At 37.0% G+C, this 17,978-nt stretch carries 13 protein-coding genes; 7 read left to right on the top strand and 6 right to left on the bottom strand.

Going from position 1 to position 17,978, the window contains the following annotated elements:
- Positions 1–186 precede the first annotated feature (186 nt).
- On the bottom strand, positions 187–4,383 hold the full coding sequence (gene glgP / locus HMPREF9071_RS03820) for an alpha-glucan family phosphorylase (RefSeq protein WP_009745256.1): 4,197 nt from the start codon (positions 4,381–4,383) through the stop codon (positions 187–189).
- Positions 4,384–4,850: 467 nt separating this feature from the next.
- On the opposite strand from glgP, the gene HMPREF9071_RS12215 reads away from it, so the two are divergent.
- The 7 genes from HMPREF9071_RS12215 to HMPREF9071_RS03785 all read left to right on the top strand — a co-directional run bounded on the left by HMPREF9071_RS12215 (position 4,851) and on the right by HMPREF9071_RS03785 (position 10,669).
- Positions 4,851–5,018 (top strand): hypothetical protein, encoded by a 168-nt coding sequence (locus tag HMPREF9071_RS12215; RefSeq protein WP_162859668.1) that lies wholly within the window; start codon positions 4,851–4,853, stop codon positions 5,016–5,018.
- A gap of 186 nt (positions 5,019–5,204) precedes the next feature.
- Entirely contained in the window at positions 5,205–5,507 is a 303-nt protein-coding gene (locus tag HMPREF9071_RS03810) for a cyclic-phosphate processing receiver domain-containing protein (RefSeq protein ID WP_009745254.1), read from the top strand.
- 95 nt (positions 5,508–5,602) lie between these two features.
- Complete coding sequence (locus tag HMPREF9071_RS03805) at positions 5,603–6,526, top strand: YafY family protein (protein WP_009745253.1); 924 nt, start codon at positions 5,603–5,605, stop codon at positions 6,524–6,526.
- A gap of 85 nt (positions 6,527–6,611) precedes the next feature.
- Positions 6,612–7,619: a GSCFA domain-containing protein gene (locus HMPREF9071_RS03800; protein WP_009745252.1), complete on the top strand. Its 1,008-nt coding sequence runs from the start codon at positions 6,612–6,614 to the stop codon at positions 7,617–7,619.
- Between the two features lie 104 nt (positions 7,620–7,723).
- Positions 7,724–8,341, top strand: coding sequence for a DUF4230 domain-containing protein (locus tag HMPREF9071_RS03795; RefSeq protein ID WP_009745251.1), 618 nt, complete (start codon positions 7,724–7,726; stop codon positions 8,339–8,341).
- 71 nt (positions 8,342–8,412) lie between these two features.
- Complete coding sequence (locus tag HMPREF9071_RS03790) at positions 8,413–9,735, top strand: Na+/H+ antiporter NhaC family protein (protein ID WP_009745250.1); 1,323 nt, start codon at positions 8,413–8,415, stop codon at positions 9,733–9,735.
- Between the two features lie 16 nt (positions 9,736–9,751).
- Entirely contained in the window at positions 9,752–10,669 is a 918-nt protein-coding gene (locus HMPREF9071_RS03785) for an alpha/beta hydrolase (RefSeq protein WP_009745249.1), read from the top strand.
- Between the two features lie 104 nt (positions 10,670–10,773).
- Here HMPREF9071_RS03785 and HMPREF9071_RS03780 read toward each other — a convergent pair whose 3' ends face one another.
- The 5 genes from HMPREF9071_RS03780 to HMPREF9071_RS03760 all read right to left on the bottom strand — a co-directional run bounded on the left by HMPREF9071_RS03780 (position 10,774) and on the right by HMPREF9071_RS03760 (position 17,799).
- Entirely contained in the window at positions 10,774–11,832 is a 1,059-nt protein-coding gene (locus tag HMPREF9071_RS03780; RefSeq protein WP_009745248.1) for a DUF6688 family protein, read from the bottom strand.
- 115 nt (positions 11,833–11,947) lie between these two features.
- Entirely contained in the window at positions 11,948–14,083 is a 2,136-nt protein-coding gene (locus HMPREF9071_RS03775; protein ID WP_009745247.1) for a S46 family peptidase, read from the bottom strand.
- 10 nt (positions 14,084–14,093) lie between these two features.
- Positions 14,094–14,852 (bottom strand): GDSL-type esterase/lipase family protein, encoded by a 759-nt coding sequence (locus HMPREF9071_RS03770; RefSeq protein ID WP_009745246.1) that lies wholly within the window; start codon positions 14,850–14,852, stop codon positions 14,094–14,096.
- A gap of 29 nt (positions 14,853–14,881) precedes the next feature.
- The gene (locus HMPREF9071_RS03765; protein ID WP_009745245.1) at positions 14,882–16,123 is read right to left on the bottom strand and encodes a peptidase U32 family protein; all 1,242 of its coding nucleotides are present in this window, start codon (positions 16,121–16,123) and stop codon (positions 14,882–14,884) included.
- A gap of 200 nt (positions 16,124–16,323) precedes the next feature.
- Positions 16,324–17,799: a membrane protein gene (locus HMPREF9071_RS03760; protein ID WP_009745244.1), complete on the bottom strand. Its 1,476-nt coding sequence runs from the start codon at positions 17,797–17,799 to the stop codon at positions 16,324–16,326.
- Between the last annotated feature and the right edge of the window lie 179 nt (positions 17,800–17,978).

The raw sequence follows: 17,978 nt of genomic DNA, 5'->3' as shown, positions 1-17,978 counted from the left end.
TTCTTTCAAACGGCTAATTTACAATTTTTTAGACAAACAGTAATAACAATGATTATAACTTTTCAATTTGTTGATAACTTATGAGAAAGGTTAAAAATTGGCTATCTATCATCGCAAAATTCCTAAAAAATACAAAAATTGCCAGCACTTACTTCGCTGGCAATTTCCTTATAAGTCCTTATGAGACTATAACCATTTGACTAAAGCAAAATCCTGACGATGAGGTAATAACTCATGCTTAGGATAGAGGCGCAGAGCTATCATAAATAAGCCAGCATCCTCGGTAGACGCCGTTAGCCTATAGGTGGCTACCCGTCCTGAGAAAGAGAGAAGCTGAGCTTGTATGAGTTGAGCTATCTTCATTTGATCCTCTTCTTTCTGTGCCACTACCAGTTCCAGACCTATATCCTCTGGCGTAAGTTCACTTAAGTAAAGCTCAATAGTAGCTTCATAAGTATTCCCTAAGGAGATGAGCTGGTTGTTATGCTTAGGTGCCTCTACTTTTTCTACACGAATATTTCCCCACTCTTGACTTATTTTCTTCTTCCATTGCGAAAGTTCAATGGCTTTCTCAAAATTATTAGCTCTAAGAAGCTTAGAACGTTTCTCTTGAGGAAAATAATATTGTCGTTCATAATCACTTAGCATACGATAAGTAGTGAAATGAGGAGCTACTTTTCCGATAGTATTCTTGATAAAATTACACCATTCTATGGAAACACCCTTACTATCCTTGTTATAAAATGCCGGAGCTATTTGATCCTCTATAATGTTATAGATAAGCTCTGCATCTAATTCATCTTGATAGAGCTGGTTCTCATAAGTACGCTTTTGAGGGAGTGCCCAACCTGCATCTTCACGATACCCTTCTACCCACCAACCGTCCAATACGCTAAAGTGCATCACTCCATTCATTGCTGCCTTTTCTCCACTAGTACCTGAAGCCTCTTGCGGACGTGTAGGTGTATTCATCCATACATCTACTCCTTGAATAAGGGTACGTGCCAAGTCCATATCATAGTTGGAAAGGAAAATAATCTTTCCAAGGAAACGAGGCTGTTTGGAAATCTCCACAATATGCTTAATGAGATCCTGCCCTGCCTTATCTGCCGGGTGTGCTTTCCCTGCAAAAATAAACTGTACAGGGCGCTTTGGATTATTGACAATTGTATCCAACTTATCCAAATCGGTAAAGAGCAGATGTGCCCGCTTATAGGTAGCAAAACGACGGGCAAAGCCAATAGTAAGTACATCATCCCGCAAGGTATCAAAAACTTCTACTATTTCACGAGGGGTAAAGTAAGTAACATTTCGGCTATCTTGCAGATTCCTCTTTATGCGATTAACAAGCTTAGTACGAAGCTGATTCTTAATCTGAGCAACTCTTTCATTAGGAAGATTATAAATACCCTCAAAAGAAAAGGCAGAATAACTTCCTCCTATCTCCTTCTTGAAATATTTCTGTTCCACTTCCTTCCACAAAGGAGAAGTCCATGTAGGGCGATGTACTCCATTGGTTACATAGCTAATATGCAATTCTTCTGGGAAATATCCCTTCCATAGGTTTTTAAATATATCCCGACTGACTTCTCCATGGAGCATACTTACTCCATTGATCTCTTGGGAGAGATTGGCAGCCAAGAAACTCATAGAGAATTTTTCCTGAGGGTCATGTACGTCCACCTTACCAAGAGCTAAGATTTGTTGCCAATCCACATGAAGTTTTTCAGCATAATCCCCTATAAAAGATCTAAGCATAGTTTCCTCAAAGGCATCATGTCCTGCTGGCACAGGGGTATGGGTAGTAAATAAGGAAGAAGCACGTACCACCTCAATTGCCTCAGAGAAGGACAGATGAAATTCATTAATAAATCGGTTTAAGCGTTCCAGACCTATCAAAGCTGCATGTCCTTCATTACAATGATACACATCGGAGGAAATGCCTAATTTTCTAAGCATCTTAATACCTCCTAAGCCTAAGAGCATCTCCTGTTTGAGTCGGTTTTCCCAATTTCCTCCATAAAGGTGGTGGGTAATAGTACGGTCTTCTTCGTTATTATCCTCAAAATCCGTATCCAAGAGATAGAGTTCTATACGTCCTACATCTGCCCGCCACACACGTGCATAAAGAGTACGTCCTGGTAGGTCTAAGGATATCTGTACCCACTTCCCTTGTTCATCAGCAACTGGAGTTACAGGAATTTTGGTAAAATCCTGAGCTTCATATTCAGATTCTTGATTCCCAAAAGCAGATATTTTTTGAGTAAAATAACCATAACGGTAAAGCAAACCTACTCCTGTAATTTTCACTGCTTTATCACTAGCTTCTTTTAGGTAATCCCCTGCTAAGATACCCAACCCTCCTGAATAAATTTTAAGGGAAGAATGTAAGCCGAATTCCATACTAAAATAGGCAATAGAAGGACTTCCCATTTCTTTTTTCTTTTCCATATAGGAAAGGAAGTTTGCATAGACCTGTGTTAGGCGTGCCATGAAATGTGTATCATTTTCCAAAGCTCTGAATTCACTCATTGAGATAGTATCCAGAAGCATAATAGGATTCTTATGTACACGGTACCATTTCTCAGGGTCTATACTCTTGAATAGTTGTTCTGCCTCTTCATTCCAAGACCACCAAAGGTTTTTGGCAAGCTCCTCTAAAGCCCTGAGCTTTTCAGGGGTAGAGCGATGTACAATCACACTACGCCAATAAGGTATATTGACCTCCTTTGACTGTTCCCAGTATAAGGAAGCCTCGGTATCAGTAAGGGGGAGCTCCTTCATACGAGGTTCCATCTTGGTAAGTACACGGGTATAGGCTTCCTGACAATAGGTAATAAAATGTTCCCACAAGGCAGCTCTACCTATCTGTTGTACATCTTCCCAAAGCGATTCATAAGCAGTAGGAGAAAGTTGAGCTATTTTCTCTATCTGCTTTACCACCCCTTCAACTACTTCTTCATAATTACTATCATCACGGGAGAGTACCTTTATGGCAAGTTCCTCATTAGGGAAATGTCTTTTCGCCCAAGAACCAAATCCTGCCAAAGTAGTTGTAACTGTTGGAATTCCTAAGCATAAACTTTCTAAAGGAGTATATCCCCAAGGCTCATAATAGGAAGGAAATACAGTAAGATCAAAACCTGTAAGCAGGTCATAATAAGGTAGATCAAATACGCCATCATTACCCAACAGATAACAAGGACAATAGAGAACCTTCACCTTATCTTGCTTTTGGTTAAAGAGCTGCGATTCCTTTATCTTAGAGAGAATTGCATTCTGAGAAATATCCTTTATCTGATGAGTGGTATGTGAAGGCACTGAGGGATGTACCCCTTCATGTTCTGAAGGAATAAGAATAAAAGCTACCACTTCTCTGTTAAAGGAAGGGTCTTGGTTAATATGCTCAAGTGCCGCAATAAAGACATCTATACCTTTGTTTCTGAACTCATTACGACCACTAATTCCCACAAAGAAAGGTTTTTCTTCAAAAGTTTCCCCAGTATACTTTTGGGCTACTTCCAAGAGTTTAGTCGTTGCTCTTTTATGCTTACCAAGAAAACTGGTTCTATCCATAAGGTAAGATTCATCAAAACCATTAGGAGTAATGACCTCCGGTGTACGTTCTAAGAAGTGTGTACATTCGCGAGCTGTAATATCACTTACCGTGGTGAAGATATCCACCTGTTGCGCTATCTTAGCCTCCAAAAAGTGCTTATGCTGTACTGAAAAACGATAAGCGAGTTCTTTAGGATTATAGCTTTCCAAATAATTATACAAAGCCCAACCATTTCCTGCTATACTACGTCCCAGCACGGTAGCATGAGTGGTAAAGATAGTTCCTACATGAGGAAGCTCATTTTTTACATAAAGGGCTCCTGCTCCACTCATCCATTCATGGAAATGGGCAATTGCACGTTCCCGTGCTCCTACTTGAAAATTCACAAAGCTCTCCAATACTTTCCCTACCGCATAGCCAAAGAGCACATACTCTGTATAGTCCCATGAAGCATCAAGGGAATCCACCTTTTGAGTGTTCCAGTAATAGGTGAGTATATCATTCTTTTCATTAATATAATGAGAAAAATCCACCAGAATGGTGATTGGCTTTCCTTTTATATTCCAATATCCTGTACGTACCCGTAATCCTTCTTGCTTAGAACGGTTTAACCATGAAGGAAATAGGGTTTCATCCTCTATAAATTCAGGATTTTCCTTATGCAACCACAAGTCAGCTCCTATGGTAATATACCTATCCGCTAATTTCTCCTTGAGTAATGCTGCCCGTGTTGCTAATACTGTGTGTATGCCTCCTATCTTGTTGCATACTTCCCAACTAATTTCAAACAAATAATCGGGATACTTTGTTGTTTCTCCTTTCATTATTACAGTTTTAAACACTTTGCAAATATAACTAATATTTTACAAGAAAAAAATAAAATTACTGACTTTTAATTATTTTTTATTCATTTTTTTTCAATCTATTCTAAATAAAACAGTTGTATTAGATATTAATTATTCACTACTATTTTTAGAATGGTCGTAGTTTGTCCAGTTATTATCTTTGTAGCGAAAAAGGGCAGGAAAGTAACTCCATAGAATTTTATAGACAAAAAGGAAATACATGTCATAAAAATTTTGTATATTTATCGCAAATTTTTAAAACAAAGATATTTGAGATAAATGTACTATAAAACAAGGATCTAATTTTCTTGTATTATCCTTATTATAATAAAGGATTTTGTCTTTGGAAAAGAGATTTTGGTAGTAAAAAAGAACAATATAAGTCCATTTTTCTTGAATCTTTCTCTGAAGACTTTGAATGGGTTGAAGATAGCACAGATTATATTATGAAATTAAAGAATAATTCTTTCTCTTCAGGAGTAGGCAAATTTATAGAGTCAGGTTTCTCAAAATATGAAGTAGTTGAGAAACTTACAAAAATACTTCAGAAATACACTAACAAACCAGAAATTGTAGCGCTCTTCAAAAAAATAAATGAAGCCTCCGAACAATAAAACTACAAACCTCCCCACTCCTGAGAAAAGTGGGGATATTTTGAATAAAAAATATTACATATGGTCATAACTTGTCCAGCTTCGTGTATATCTTTGCACCAAAAACAGAGAATTAACAATTATCAGGTCATAGTTTGTCCTTTTAGCATCCTACCTTTGCAGCGAAAAATGAGGAATTAACCATTAATGACTATGCTTTATTTAGATGACCTTCGCCCTACCCCAGAGGGTTTTGACCGTGTATATAGCTACCAGGAGTTTGTGGCCTATCTTGAGAGAAAAGGCTTACCTGATTTTATTTCCTTTGACCACGATTTAGGGGAAGAATTCTCGGGCTATGACTGTGCTAAGTACTTAGTAGAGTACTGCATAGCACACCAGCTTCCCCTGCCCGATTATAAAGTGCACAGTCAAAACCCTGTAGGCAAGGAAAATATAGAACACTTATTGGAGAACTTTAGAAGTTTTGAGTTGATTCCTCCGTTGTAGGTATGGATAGAAGAAATTTTTCACTCTAAACTTTTCACTTACTTGGTCGTAGTTTGTCCACTTAATATCTTATCTTTGCACAAAACTAAAAACAAATGGCAAAAACAGAACAAATATTTCGTTTGGTTCGTATCATCAAAGAGTTAGAGAAATTCAAGGAAAGTGGAGGGCTTACCTATGAGGAACTTAAAAGTCGCCTGAAGAATATCCATGAGAACGAATATGATGCAGGACGTTTGCAAAATGAGTCCTTTCGCTTTAGTGAGAAAACTTTCCAGCGTGACCGACGTCTCTTGGAGTCACTCTTTGAGGTGGAGATTGTTTTCGAGAATAAGAAATGGCACTTGGAAGAGAATGACTTTGCTAACAAATATGCGTTCTTTGACAATCTCCTACTTATGGACGCTTATCGCCGCAGCAAGGAACTTTCTAATATTCTCCTTTTCGAACGACAACAGTATAGCTCCCTGCGATTCTTGGAGGATATCATTGAGGCAATACAGGAAAGTGTAGTAGTCAGTTTCAATTACACGAAGTTCTGGGAGGGAACCCCTCACTTGCGTAAGGTAATCCCTTATGCGATCAAGGAATACAAACGCCGTTGGTACCTAATCGGAGAGGATTATGAGGATGGTAAGCAACTCAAGAGTTTTGGCTTAGACCGTATCTCCAATTTAGAGATTCTGTACCTCCCTGTAAAACGAAGAGAGGTAGATTTTGAATCTCTCTTTCGCAATACTTTTGGCATATCTATTACTACAGAGGAGAAGCCACAAGAGATTATTCTCTCTTTTAACCATGAACAGGGACAGTACATCAAAACTTTACCTTTGCATCCTTCTCAAGAAATCTTAGAAGATAATGAGCAGGAAGTTCGTATTCGCTTGAGGCTCATTCCCACTTATGATTTTGTAATGGAAATATGTTCTCGTAGCCAGTATGTAAAGGTGCAAGCACCTTCCTCCTTAGCTAAGCAAGTCAAGGAACTCCTTAAAAAAGGATATGAACAATATTGCTAATAAGCCAACTAGGTAATTTACTTATCAGAAAATCAGTGAACTGATAACTTAAAAAATGAACAACTCTTCAAGGAACTAAATACTTATGGATTTTATCACTAAAATACACATTCCCTCGGTGGCGGATTCTTTCAAAATTTCCTATACTGATTCCATTATAAGTATAGGCTCATGCTTTGCTTCCCATTTACAAGAGAGGCTTGACTATTATAAGTTTCCTTCTTTTAAAAATCCTTTTGGAACACTCTTTCACCCTCTCTCCATTGAAAAAAGCCTTCAACGGACATGTTTGGAACAGCCCTTTACTGAGGCAGATTTCTTTCTTCAGGACGACCTATGGCTGTCCTTTGATCTGCATTCCCAGTGGGCAAGCTCCTCCCTCCCTACTCTACTAAGTCAGCTAAACACTTCATTGATTGATTTTAGCAAAGCTCTTACAGAAGCTTCCTTTTTAATCATTACGCTGGGTACCGCATGGGTATATGAACATTTGCCTACAGGAACTATTGTGGCTAACTGTCATAAACAACCTCAGATCATTTTCAAAAAACATTTACTTTCTCTATCAAAAATAAGAGCTTCTCTCAAGCATATCGTGCAATTGGTACAAGAAAAACAGCCCAATATAAGAATCATTTTTACGGTTTCTCCAGTAAGGCATCTCAAAGATGGGGCTCAGGAAAATCTGCTAAGCAAATCCTTGCTTATCTGTGCAATACATGAACTTTTAGGAACTGGAGGGAAGAACAAATCAGGAAATCTCCTTTACTTCCCTTCTTATGAAATCCTAATGGATGAACTTCGGGATTATAGGTTCTACAAGGAAGATATGCTTCATCCAAATGAACAAGCCATACAATACATTTGGGAACGATTCGCCGAGACATTCTTTACTTCTTCTACCCAGTCCCTTATGCAAGAAGTAGCAAATATTCAGAGAGCTTTAGCACATCGCCCTTTTAATCCTGAAGGAGAAAAATATCGCCAATTTCAAGCAAACCTCCAACAGAAAATAAAGGTTTTACAGGAAAAATACCCTTACCTAATGATAAATGACAAATTCCCTAAAACTACAAAAGGAGACAATGAATGATTAATGGCATAAGGAAAAAATCAAACATTAATATCAATGATTATAGTTTGTGAAGATTAATATTATTTTATACTTTTGCACCTAAAAAAAGACAATTATAATCCATGAAAAAACTATTATTAGGGCTTCTTCTTGGGGTTATTGTAGTGCTTTTGTGGCAATATTTCTTTAAGAAAGAAGAAGACCATAGCAAGCTCTCAGAGAATACCACCCTTATTGAGCAAGAAATAAAAAATGTTGGTAAATTGGTTGTTACCGAAGGTTATTTTTCAGAAATACTAACCTATCAAGATGCTAAAAAATATCTTAATAACTGGATTTCTTTTGACAAAAAAGCTCTCGTGGTGATTAATGCAGAGGCTACTATCTCCTATGACCTACATCAGCTTCGCTATGAAATAGATGAGCCTCATAAGGTAGTTCGCCTACTCTATATTCCCAAAGAGGAACTCAAGATATATCCCAAGATACAATACTATGACATAGAGGAGAGTTCCTTCAATCCCTTTACCGCTGAAGACCATAATAAAATCCATAAACGAGTAATAGAACTTATTTCCAGAAAAATAGAGCAGTCCTCTTTTCGTAGTAATGCTCAAAATCGTTTGCTTACAGAGCTTTCCAAGATTTTTATTCTTACCCATTCTATGGGATGGATCTTAGAATATACAGATATTCCTATAGAAAAAGAAAGCGATCTTTTAGTCCCTATTAAAAAATAAATATATTTTATGAACACTATTACGATTTTTTTTCTATCTTTGCAGCTTAGTTTGTAAAATATTATTTTATAATGTTATCTGTTGATAAAAAAGCAAATGGAATTGCACTGTTGCCCTTAATTACTTTTGTAGCTGTTTTCTTGTGGAGCGGTGTCCAGTATGGAAGTTTCTATGAATTTCCTGCTCCTATTGCCGTATTGGTAGGAATTATTGTAGCTTTTTTCATTTTTCGTCGTAATGGTATTGGTCAAAACGTCAATAATTTTATCAAGGGGTGTGGAAATCACAGCATTCTAATGATGTGCCTCATAGCACTACTATCAGGGGCTTTTAGTGTAGTTACCAAACATATTGGAGCTACAGAAACCTTTGTAGAAATTACTAAGAACTATCTCTCTTTACAATACCTATATGTAGGTGTATTTGTAATTGCCTCTTTTCTTTCTTTTGCTTCAGGAACATCCGTAGGAGCAGTAGTGAGCTTAGCCCCTATCGCAGCAGGCTTTGTTGCCTTACCTAATGTTAATGTAGAACTTATTGCAGGAGCACTTTTAGGAGGTGCTATGTTCGGAGATAACCTTTCTTTTATCTCAGATACTACTATTGCATCCACCCAGTCACAAGGCTGTGAAATGAAAGATAAGTTCCGTATGAACGGAAAGATTGCTCTTCCTGCTTCCCTGCTCACCATCTTAATCTTGATTATTATAGGAGTTTCACTTCATCCCAGTGGTCACTTTTTAAGTAACGGGGAAACTCAGATTCAGTGGTTAAACTTACTTCCATATATTACCGTTATTGTACTTGCCATAATAGGGCTCAATGTATATGTTACCTTTCTCATCGGTACTTTTATTTCTGGTATATTGGGATTCTGGTATGGTTCCTTTGGATTTTTAGAATATTGTAAAACTATCTATGAAGGTTTTTCCTCTATGAATGATATCTTTTTAGTATTTCTTTTTACAGGAGGTTTGGCTTCTATGATAGAAAGAGAGGGAGGTATTTCCTTCCTTACTCAAAAAATAGGAAAATTCATCAATACCAAAGGACGGGCTATTGCAGGAATAGGTTTCTTAGTAGCACTCATTGATGCTGCTGTAGCCAATAATACCGTGTCTATTGTTATTAGTGCTCCCGTGGCAAAGAATATTAGTGAAAAATATGGCATTTCTCCTATACAAACAGCTTCCATTTTGGATATTTCTTCTTGTATTTTACAAGGAATAATCCCTTATGGAGCACAAGTATTATTACTTATCAAACTGTTGGATGTCAATGTGGATTACTCAAATATGATTACTCAGACTTATTACATTTGGCTACTGTTACTCTGTACTATCCTATTTTTTGTAAGACTCTCCCTACAAAAAGGATACAATTTACTTAAATAATTTATAAATTATACTCATGAAACTATTTATCTTATTCTTTTGTACTGTTTTTGGAGCTATTGCCCAAGAGAGAAACTACCAAAGTACAGAAATTAGTATTGATCCAGAAATCAACGGAACGCTTTTAACAAGTGGAAACCATAAAAATGCTTCACTGGCTATCTTGATAGCAGGTTCAGGACCCACTGATCGCGATGGCAATCAATCACAACTAAAAAATAATTCCTTAAAATATCTTGCTGAAGGATTAGCAGAGAAGGGAATCGATGTATTCCGTTATGATAAGCGTATTATTGCACAGATGAGTAAGGGTTTTGTACAAGAGGAGAAACTCACTTTTGAAGATGAAGTAAATGATGCTTTCTTAGTGGTGAATCATTTCAAGAAAAAGTATAAGAAAATTACTCTTATCGGACATTCTGAGGGAGCTCTAATAGGAATTCTCGTAGCTCAAAAGGCACCAATCTACAAGTTTGTTTCTCTTTCTGGAGCCGGCAATAGTAGTGCTACCCTCATTGAAGAACAAATAGAGAAGAATGCCCCTCAACTCAAGGAAGAAAGTCAGAAAATCCTTAATCAATTAAAGAAAGGAGAACTTGTAGAAAATGTTTCTTCCTATTTAGCCCCTATCTTTAGAAAGAGTGTACAGCCTTATCTTATCTCTTGGTTCAAATATGAACCTACCAAGGAAATTGCAAAGCTAAGGATCCCCATACTTATCACACAAGGTACTTATGATTTACAAGTGGAAAGTAAGGAAGCAAAATTACTCAAAGAGGCACAACCCAGAGCACAACTCTTGCTCATAGAAGGAATGAATCATGTGTTGAAAGAAGTAAAAACACCACAAGAAAACCAGCAATCTTACCTAAATCCAAATCTGCCCATCTCTCATAAACTTATAGATGGTATTGCTCAGTTCATCAAAGAGTAAAGATCCTGTCTTTAGAATTCCTTTTTATAGGGTATTTTTATGGGTTAAAGAACTGCACCAACAAAAAGAATAGCAGGCAGTGATTCATTGTCAGCAACTCAGAACTATTCCATGTACTGTCTTTCTATTTTCCTCTCAGGATGTAGGCAGAAGGTATATAAGCAAAGCAAAAAGAACCATTCCAAAGGTTTCATAAGCAGATAAGTAATATTAGAGGCAATGGGAGTCTTTATTTTTTGGGAGAGGTCATACCCATACTTATCATAATTGGTACGCAAGAAGTGGTGCAGGACAGGGGAAAAATCAGCGATGAGTTCCTCAAAGGCATTAGCTATCTGTAACTGACGATTCACAATAATAGGTCTGCCTCCTCGCTTACCCCAACGTAAGGGTTTCACTAAACGTGGACTTCCACAAGCAGCTACTGTACAAAGGTAGTGCCCACTATGGTCTAAATAAGGGGGATGCTCCTTCTCTGAGAAAGCCCAAGTGGTTGTCTGAGTAAAGCCTTTTACCACAGCATCATAGTCTTGACCAAAAATCATAAGCAGTAAGGTCAGGAGTACAAAGATGGGGAAAACCAGAACAACTGACCAAGTAAGCACCGTAAAACGTGAAGAAAGGAATGTATTGAGCTTATTGAGTAACCGATTCTTAAAGGTTTTTGTGGAGAGTTCTTCTCTGACAGCCATAAGCGAGCGACCTATGACCAATATCGCTATAAAGGTGCTGAATATAGGAAAAGAAGCTAATTCTTTTTGAGATTGCTCCCCTCCTATGAGTTGGCTGGCGATACATACATTCAGTACAATCCCTATATACAAAAAACATAAGCAAAGTACCAAGGGAAGTGGCGGCAACTTTGCCTTACGTACCCAAAGTGTCCAAAGCGCTATATGATACAAAAGGAAATAGATCATAAAAGTAAGCCCATACTCTCCTGAAATAAAGGCATAGCCACCATCTATAGGATCTATAGCGGTAGCATATTCAGCACCAAAAAGCGAACTGAAAAATAGGAAGAACAAAAGACATAACACATACAATAGGGCTATAGGATACTGCCAAAGAGGGACATTCCGCTTATGCAAATAGACTCCTATATAGAAAGTTACAGCCAAAAAGGCTATAAGAATGACAAGGACAAATACAAAACCAAACATAAGCTATCAAATATTAAAAACTTCGCCTTGCAGAAGTTCATTTTGCACAATGACACTCCACAAGGCAAAGTAATGAAAATTAATTTAAAAATAAAAACAAATGAATAAAAAATCCTTATTTTATAAGTTTCATTTCATTGATTAGATGACTAGCTCCTGCATATTTATCTATAATAAAGAGCACATAACGAATATCCACCATGATATTACGACATAGCTTAGGATCATAATGAATATCACTCATAGTACCTTCCCATACACGGTCAAAATTCAAACCGATAAGGTTTCCATTAGCATCTATAGCAGGACTACCTGAATTACCTCCTGTGGTATGACAGGTAGAAAGGAAGCAAAGAGGCATCTTACCATTCTTTCCATAACGACCAAAATCTTTCTTAGCATATAAATCACGAAGATGTGCTGGCACATCAAACTCATAATCACCAGGTACATATTTTTCCATGACTCCTTCTAAGGTGGTACCAGCACTATAAGTAATAGCATCCGCAGGAGAGAAACCAGCTACCTTTCCATAAGTTACACGTAAAGTACTGTTAGCATCAGGGAATATCCTGTCAGAAGGTTTGGAGAATTCCAAAATGGCCTTCATATAAGTACGTTGTAAAGCACGAATCTGAGTATTAAGGCGATTGTAATTAGGATATACTTGATTTTCATTCATATCCATTAGTTCACGAGCAAATTGAACTCCTACATCATTCTTTAACTGATTTTTAAACTCAGTAGGAGAAAGAGCAAGTACCTTTTCCACTCCTTCATAAGAAGTTAAGAAAGACCCACCATAGAGTTTATCTGACAACTGTTTAGCATCGAAGTTATGCAAACTACTAATAAGCAGGTTCTTAGGAGTATGTTCTGCATAGAATACAATTACTTTTTCAAAAACTTCTTTATCTACTTGTTTTACATTGTCCTTGAATACAGTTTGGAAGGTACCCAATAAGTTTTTCTTTCTATCATTGAAAGCCTGTTCACCTTTGGTATCTAACACTTGTTGAAGTTGTAATAAACGTACTCCATTGGCAAGGAAGTCTACATTACGGAACATTAATTCATTGTACAAGTTATAAGCTAAGTTATAAGGTTCTATTTCTTTGTACAAACGGTTGAAATCAGTAAGGAGATTACCATATTGAGCTTGTTTGTTTGCTTTTTGAATAGCTTGTTGGAATTTTATTTCTTGTTGTTTCTTTAGAGCCACTGCATCAGATTTTTTAAGTCCCTTAGTTTCTCCAATCCATTTTTTCCAATAGTTAGCAATACGTGCATACTTAGATGCATATTTTATCTTGATACCTTGATCCTTACGCATAAAGCCATCTTGTACCTTTAGAGCTGCATCACGAATGCCTATTCTGGCAGGATTAATTACATTTTGGATTTGCTCTACAGCTACTGAAGGTAAATATTCTTGAGTAGTTCCAGGATAACCAAATACTAATACAAAATCCCCTTCTTTTACTCCCTTAAGAGAAATAGGGAAGAAATGTTTAGGTTTATAAGGCACATTATCTTTAGAATATTCAGCAGGACGATTATTCTTATCAGCATATACACGGAAAAGGGAAAAATCTCCTGTATGACGTGGCCATACCCAGTTATCAGTATCAGAACCGAACTTACCAATAGAAGAGGGAGGAGCTCCTACCAAGCGAACATCTTTGAATGTTTCTGTAACAAAAAGAATGTATTGATTTCCATCATAGAAAGCCTTTACACTATTGTCTTGCCATGCTTCCTTAGGGGCTGTTTTAATAACATCTGCAATGTTCTTTTCAATAAGTTTTGCTTTTTGAGTTTCATCAGAGATATTTGCAGTACCTGCAAGTACTTGTTTGGTAACATCGTCAATACGAACAATAAAAGTAACTTTCAAGTTCTTGTTAGGGAGTTCTTCAGCAAAACTCTTTGCCCAGAAACCATTAGTAAGATAGTCATTCTGCAATGAAGAATGCGATTGAATTTGTCCATAACCACAGTGGTGGTTGGTAAGAAGTAATCCCTTATCGGAGATAATTTCAGAGGAACACCCTCCATTAAAATGAGGAGCTGCGTCCTTAAGGCTTGATTTGTTCACGCTATAGATATCGGCAACGGTCATTTTCATTCCCAATGTCTTCATCTCTTTAGCGTTCATTCCTTCCAATAATGAAGGAATCCACATTCCTCCCTGTTGTGCATAAATCACCGATGCACTTAATAACAGGGCAATTTTAAAAAATCTTCTCATATAGTACAATTTATTCTTTTACAAAAGGCAAAATAAGATCACGCCATTTAAAATACGCCTTCCCTACCAAATGAAGTCCATCATTGGTATAGGCAGGATCCAGTAACTGTGTTCCTGGTGTTACAAATTCCTTATATAAGTCAATGTACACAAGTGCATTCTCCTTACAAAGATTCTTTATTTTTTCATTCAAATCTGCAATAGACTGATGCCTCATATATCCTGAAGGATATATTCCAAAGGTATTATTAGTAGGCAATATACTTTGTACGTATAACTTAGTTTGCGGACTGTCCGTACTTATTTTTTTAATAATATTTTTGATTCCTTCCACCACAGTCTCCACTGAAATATTCTGTCCCAAATCATTAATTCCTATCATCAAGAAAATTTTCTTAGGCTTTCCCCTAAGAATATTCCCCAGACGGGCATATACACCCTTTGTTGTATCCCCACTAATTCCTCGATTCTTAATGTTCTTATCCGCAAAAAGTTCCATCCATTCTCCTCCATCAGTAATACTATTCCCTAAGAAAATTACATCATCCTGTGAAATAGGAAGTACTTCAAAGAGACTTTGACGCTGTCCATAATAAACTCCAAAAGAATTAATAATGGGAGCTGGCGTTGGATATTCCTTAGGAGGATCAGCTTTTTTTGTATTGGGAGGTATTTTATTTTCCTCTTGTCCGTTCTCCTTTTTTGAGCAAGCAGAGAGCAAGAGGGATACTATAAACAGTATTTTAGCCCAAGAATGTAATCTGTTCATACCTTATATATTGTTTATATTTTCTCCACTTATGCCTTTACCATCTTATAAAGCTTATCAGAAGGTCGGGTGCGAAATTCTGTAAAGATTGTACAGGAATCTCCTTTTTTAGCACTTTCGGCAAGAATATCATTGACATACATATCCTCTAAAACCCATTCCTTAACTCCTGTTGTGGGACCCGTAATAAGGAGCTTATCCCCTCGCTTTATATCAAAGGCTTCTATCTTAAATTCAGAAATGCCTGTTTTCGGAAAGAAATGCATTGCTTTGCCTATATATACCTTTTTCTGCGTAGCTTGTGAACCAGGTACTCCACTCCATTCCCCTAACTTCTGACCTAAATAGTATCCTCCCCAGAAACCTCGATTATATACTGTAGAGAGAGCTTCCATCCATATTGAAACTTTTTCTTTCGTATAAGTTCCTGCATAATAAGCATCAATAGCCTCACGATATGTTCTCACAACAGTAGCCACATACTCTGGGGCTCGCCCTCTACCTTCTATCTTAAGAACCTTGGCGCCCGTATCTATCACTTGATCAAGAAAGTCCAAAGTACAAAGGTCTTTAGGGGACATCATATATTCATTATCCAGTTCTATTTCAAAACCACTTTCTTGGTCTATTACTGTATATTTCTTTCTACAGTTCTGTTTGCAAGCTCCCCTATTAGCTGAAGAGTTATGAGAATGCAAACTCAGATAACATTTTCCTGAAACTGCCATACACAAAGCTCCATGACCAAAAACTTCTATCTCCACCAGGTTTCCAGAAGGTCCCTTCACCTGTTCTCGTTCTACTTGTTCACATATTTTCTTTATTTGTCGTAAAGAAAGCTCCCTACTCATCACCATAGTATCCGCAAAAAGGGCGTAAAACTTTACTGTCTCTATATTGGTAATATTAATTTGGGTAGAGATATGTACCTCCATTCCTATCTGTCTTGCATAAGCAATCACTGCTTGATCCATCGCAATCACTGCAGTGATATTTGCCTGCTTGGCTCTGTCCAATAGCGTTTTTATAATGGAAAGGTCATGGTCATAAATAATTGTATTGAGGGTAAGGTAGGTACGAACATTTTTTTGAGTACAGCGGCGGGAGATTTCGTCCAAGTCGTCCAAAGTAAAATTAATACTAGAGCGTGCCCTCATATTAAGTTGTTCTACTCCAAAATATACAGAATCCGCTCCATTATCCAAAGCAGCTTGTAAAGATTCAAAGCTACCTGCAGGAGCCATAAGTTCTATCTTTCCCGTTGTTGTCATTCTCTCTCGTTAGACGTTACAAATTTACAGTAATTTATTTGAATATCAAAATTTCAATTTAAGTTTTTTCTATTTAGGAATAGATTTTTTATACTTTTTAACCTAAAAGAAAAATATAATATTTTTGATACTGTTTCTATTATTTTTTATTTAGAACTATTTATTTCTCAGTCTTATTGATTTTATACTACAGATGGTCTCTATTCCTTTTCTTCCCTTTTTAGGAAGTCTGTGATGGAACCTTTATGTAGGAGGCTATCTTTGGAAGCTTGCATTAACTGTTCTATCTGTTCTGGAGTGTCTTTAGGATTTTTAAAGGCAAGATATTCTTTTATCAGTTCCTTATAGAGAAGTTGTGCCACTTTTTTGGATCCTCGTGCATTAAAGTGTGTATAATCCTTTCCTGCTAAAGGGGGATTAGCTCCTACCCACTTGAGCATAGAACCTTCTCCTCCCATGAGCTTATACAGATTAATAAATCCTGAATGTGTATCTTTTGCATACGCTTGTTGTGCTAAGGAAAGAGGCTCTACGGCTGTATCTGTCTTCATTTCCATACCATACTTGGAGGACTTATCTGCCGTAGAAATAATCAAAAAAGAAGCCTCTGGAAAGCAAGTACGTAACTGATTAATAACCTTTGTCATTCCTCTTTGATACCAACTATAATCCAATGTGCCATAATTTAACACATTTGCTCCAAAATGTAGCACTATTAAATCATAATTACCTAAAGCTGTATCAAAATCTTGCATCAACTTCGTATTGAAGAGAGACAACGGCAGTCCTGAATTTCCTCTGCTGGAAAAATTATCAATATGCACTCCTTCCGCATTTGTGGAATTAACTCCATAGATAGGAATGGAATCTGCTCTGAAAAAGTTTATTCGCAATCCTTTTACATTTCCTTGAGCTAAGGTAATTGTATTCAATCGCTTATCTGCTATTAAGGGCTTTATCACCCGTGTAGTATCTCCATTATAACGGATCTCTATATACCCTTCTGTATTTCCTGAACTTCCATAGAATAATGTAGGAGTATACATTTGAGAGATATGAGGTTGCCCGGAGGCTTTATATTCTACCCAAGTAAGAGTAGGACTTTTAACAAAAAACACCTGTCCTGCAATTCCGAAAGGACGTGTAGGTCTTTTCACATTCACATAGGACTCTCTCTTCCAATTATTTGAATAAGTGTGTCTTACACTTCCTCGTGAGGCTGCTGACTCTGAAGTAATGGGAATAAAGCCCACCCCACTTCCTCCAAAAGTTTCTTGGAAAAGAGCTCTCAAATCCTGTACAATATAATCCCCATCCGTCATGGAGTCTCCAAAATAGCCAATGCGAATATGCCCTCTTCCTGTGGATTCCAATTGCTGCAATTTCCTAAAAAAAGGTTGCAAATTATCATTATCCAATGTATTTCCTTTTAGCGTGTCCGTAAAGGACTGCTTAGGAATATCTTTTGTAGAAAGAGTATCCACATTTTTGCTTAGTACTTCATCAATATCCTTACCTGCTAATGCCTCAAGCATAAGGCTATCTACCACTATATTAGGAGAAGAAAGCTTCCCTTCTGGGAAAATACGTGTAGGTAAATATGGTTTTAACCCTACAAAGAGAAGAGTGGCTAAGAGTAATATACAGAAAGATTGCTTAAAATAAGACTGATTCACAAAGAATATAACTAACTTCTATTAGGGCGCAAAAATACAAAATTAATGATGAATGGTTAATGATTAATCTGTTAATTTTTTACTTGATAATTTTGCATCATATAAAAAGCAAAGTGTGTCTACTTGCAAGAACATACAACACTGTCTTTAAATATCTTACTTGTTCAACTCTTATAGGT

Source organism: Capnocytophaga sp. oral taxon 338 str. F0234, assembly GCF_000192225.1.
GTDB lineage: Bacteria > Bacteroidota > Bacteroidia > Flavobacteriales > Flavobacteriaceae > Capnocytophaga.
Note: the sequence above shows the minus strand (reverse complement) of the source record. Positions and strands in the feature narration are given on the sequence as shown.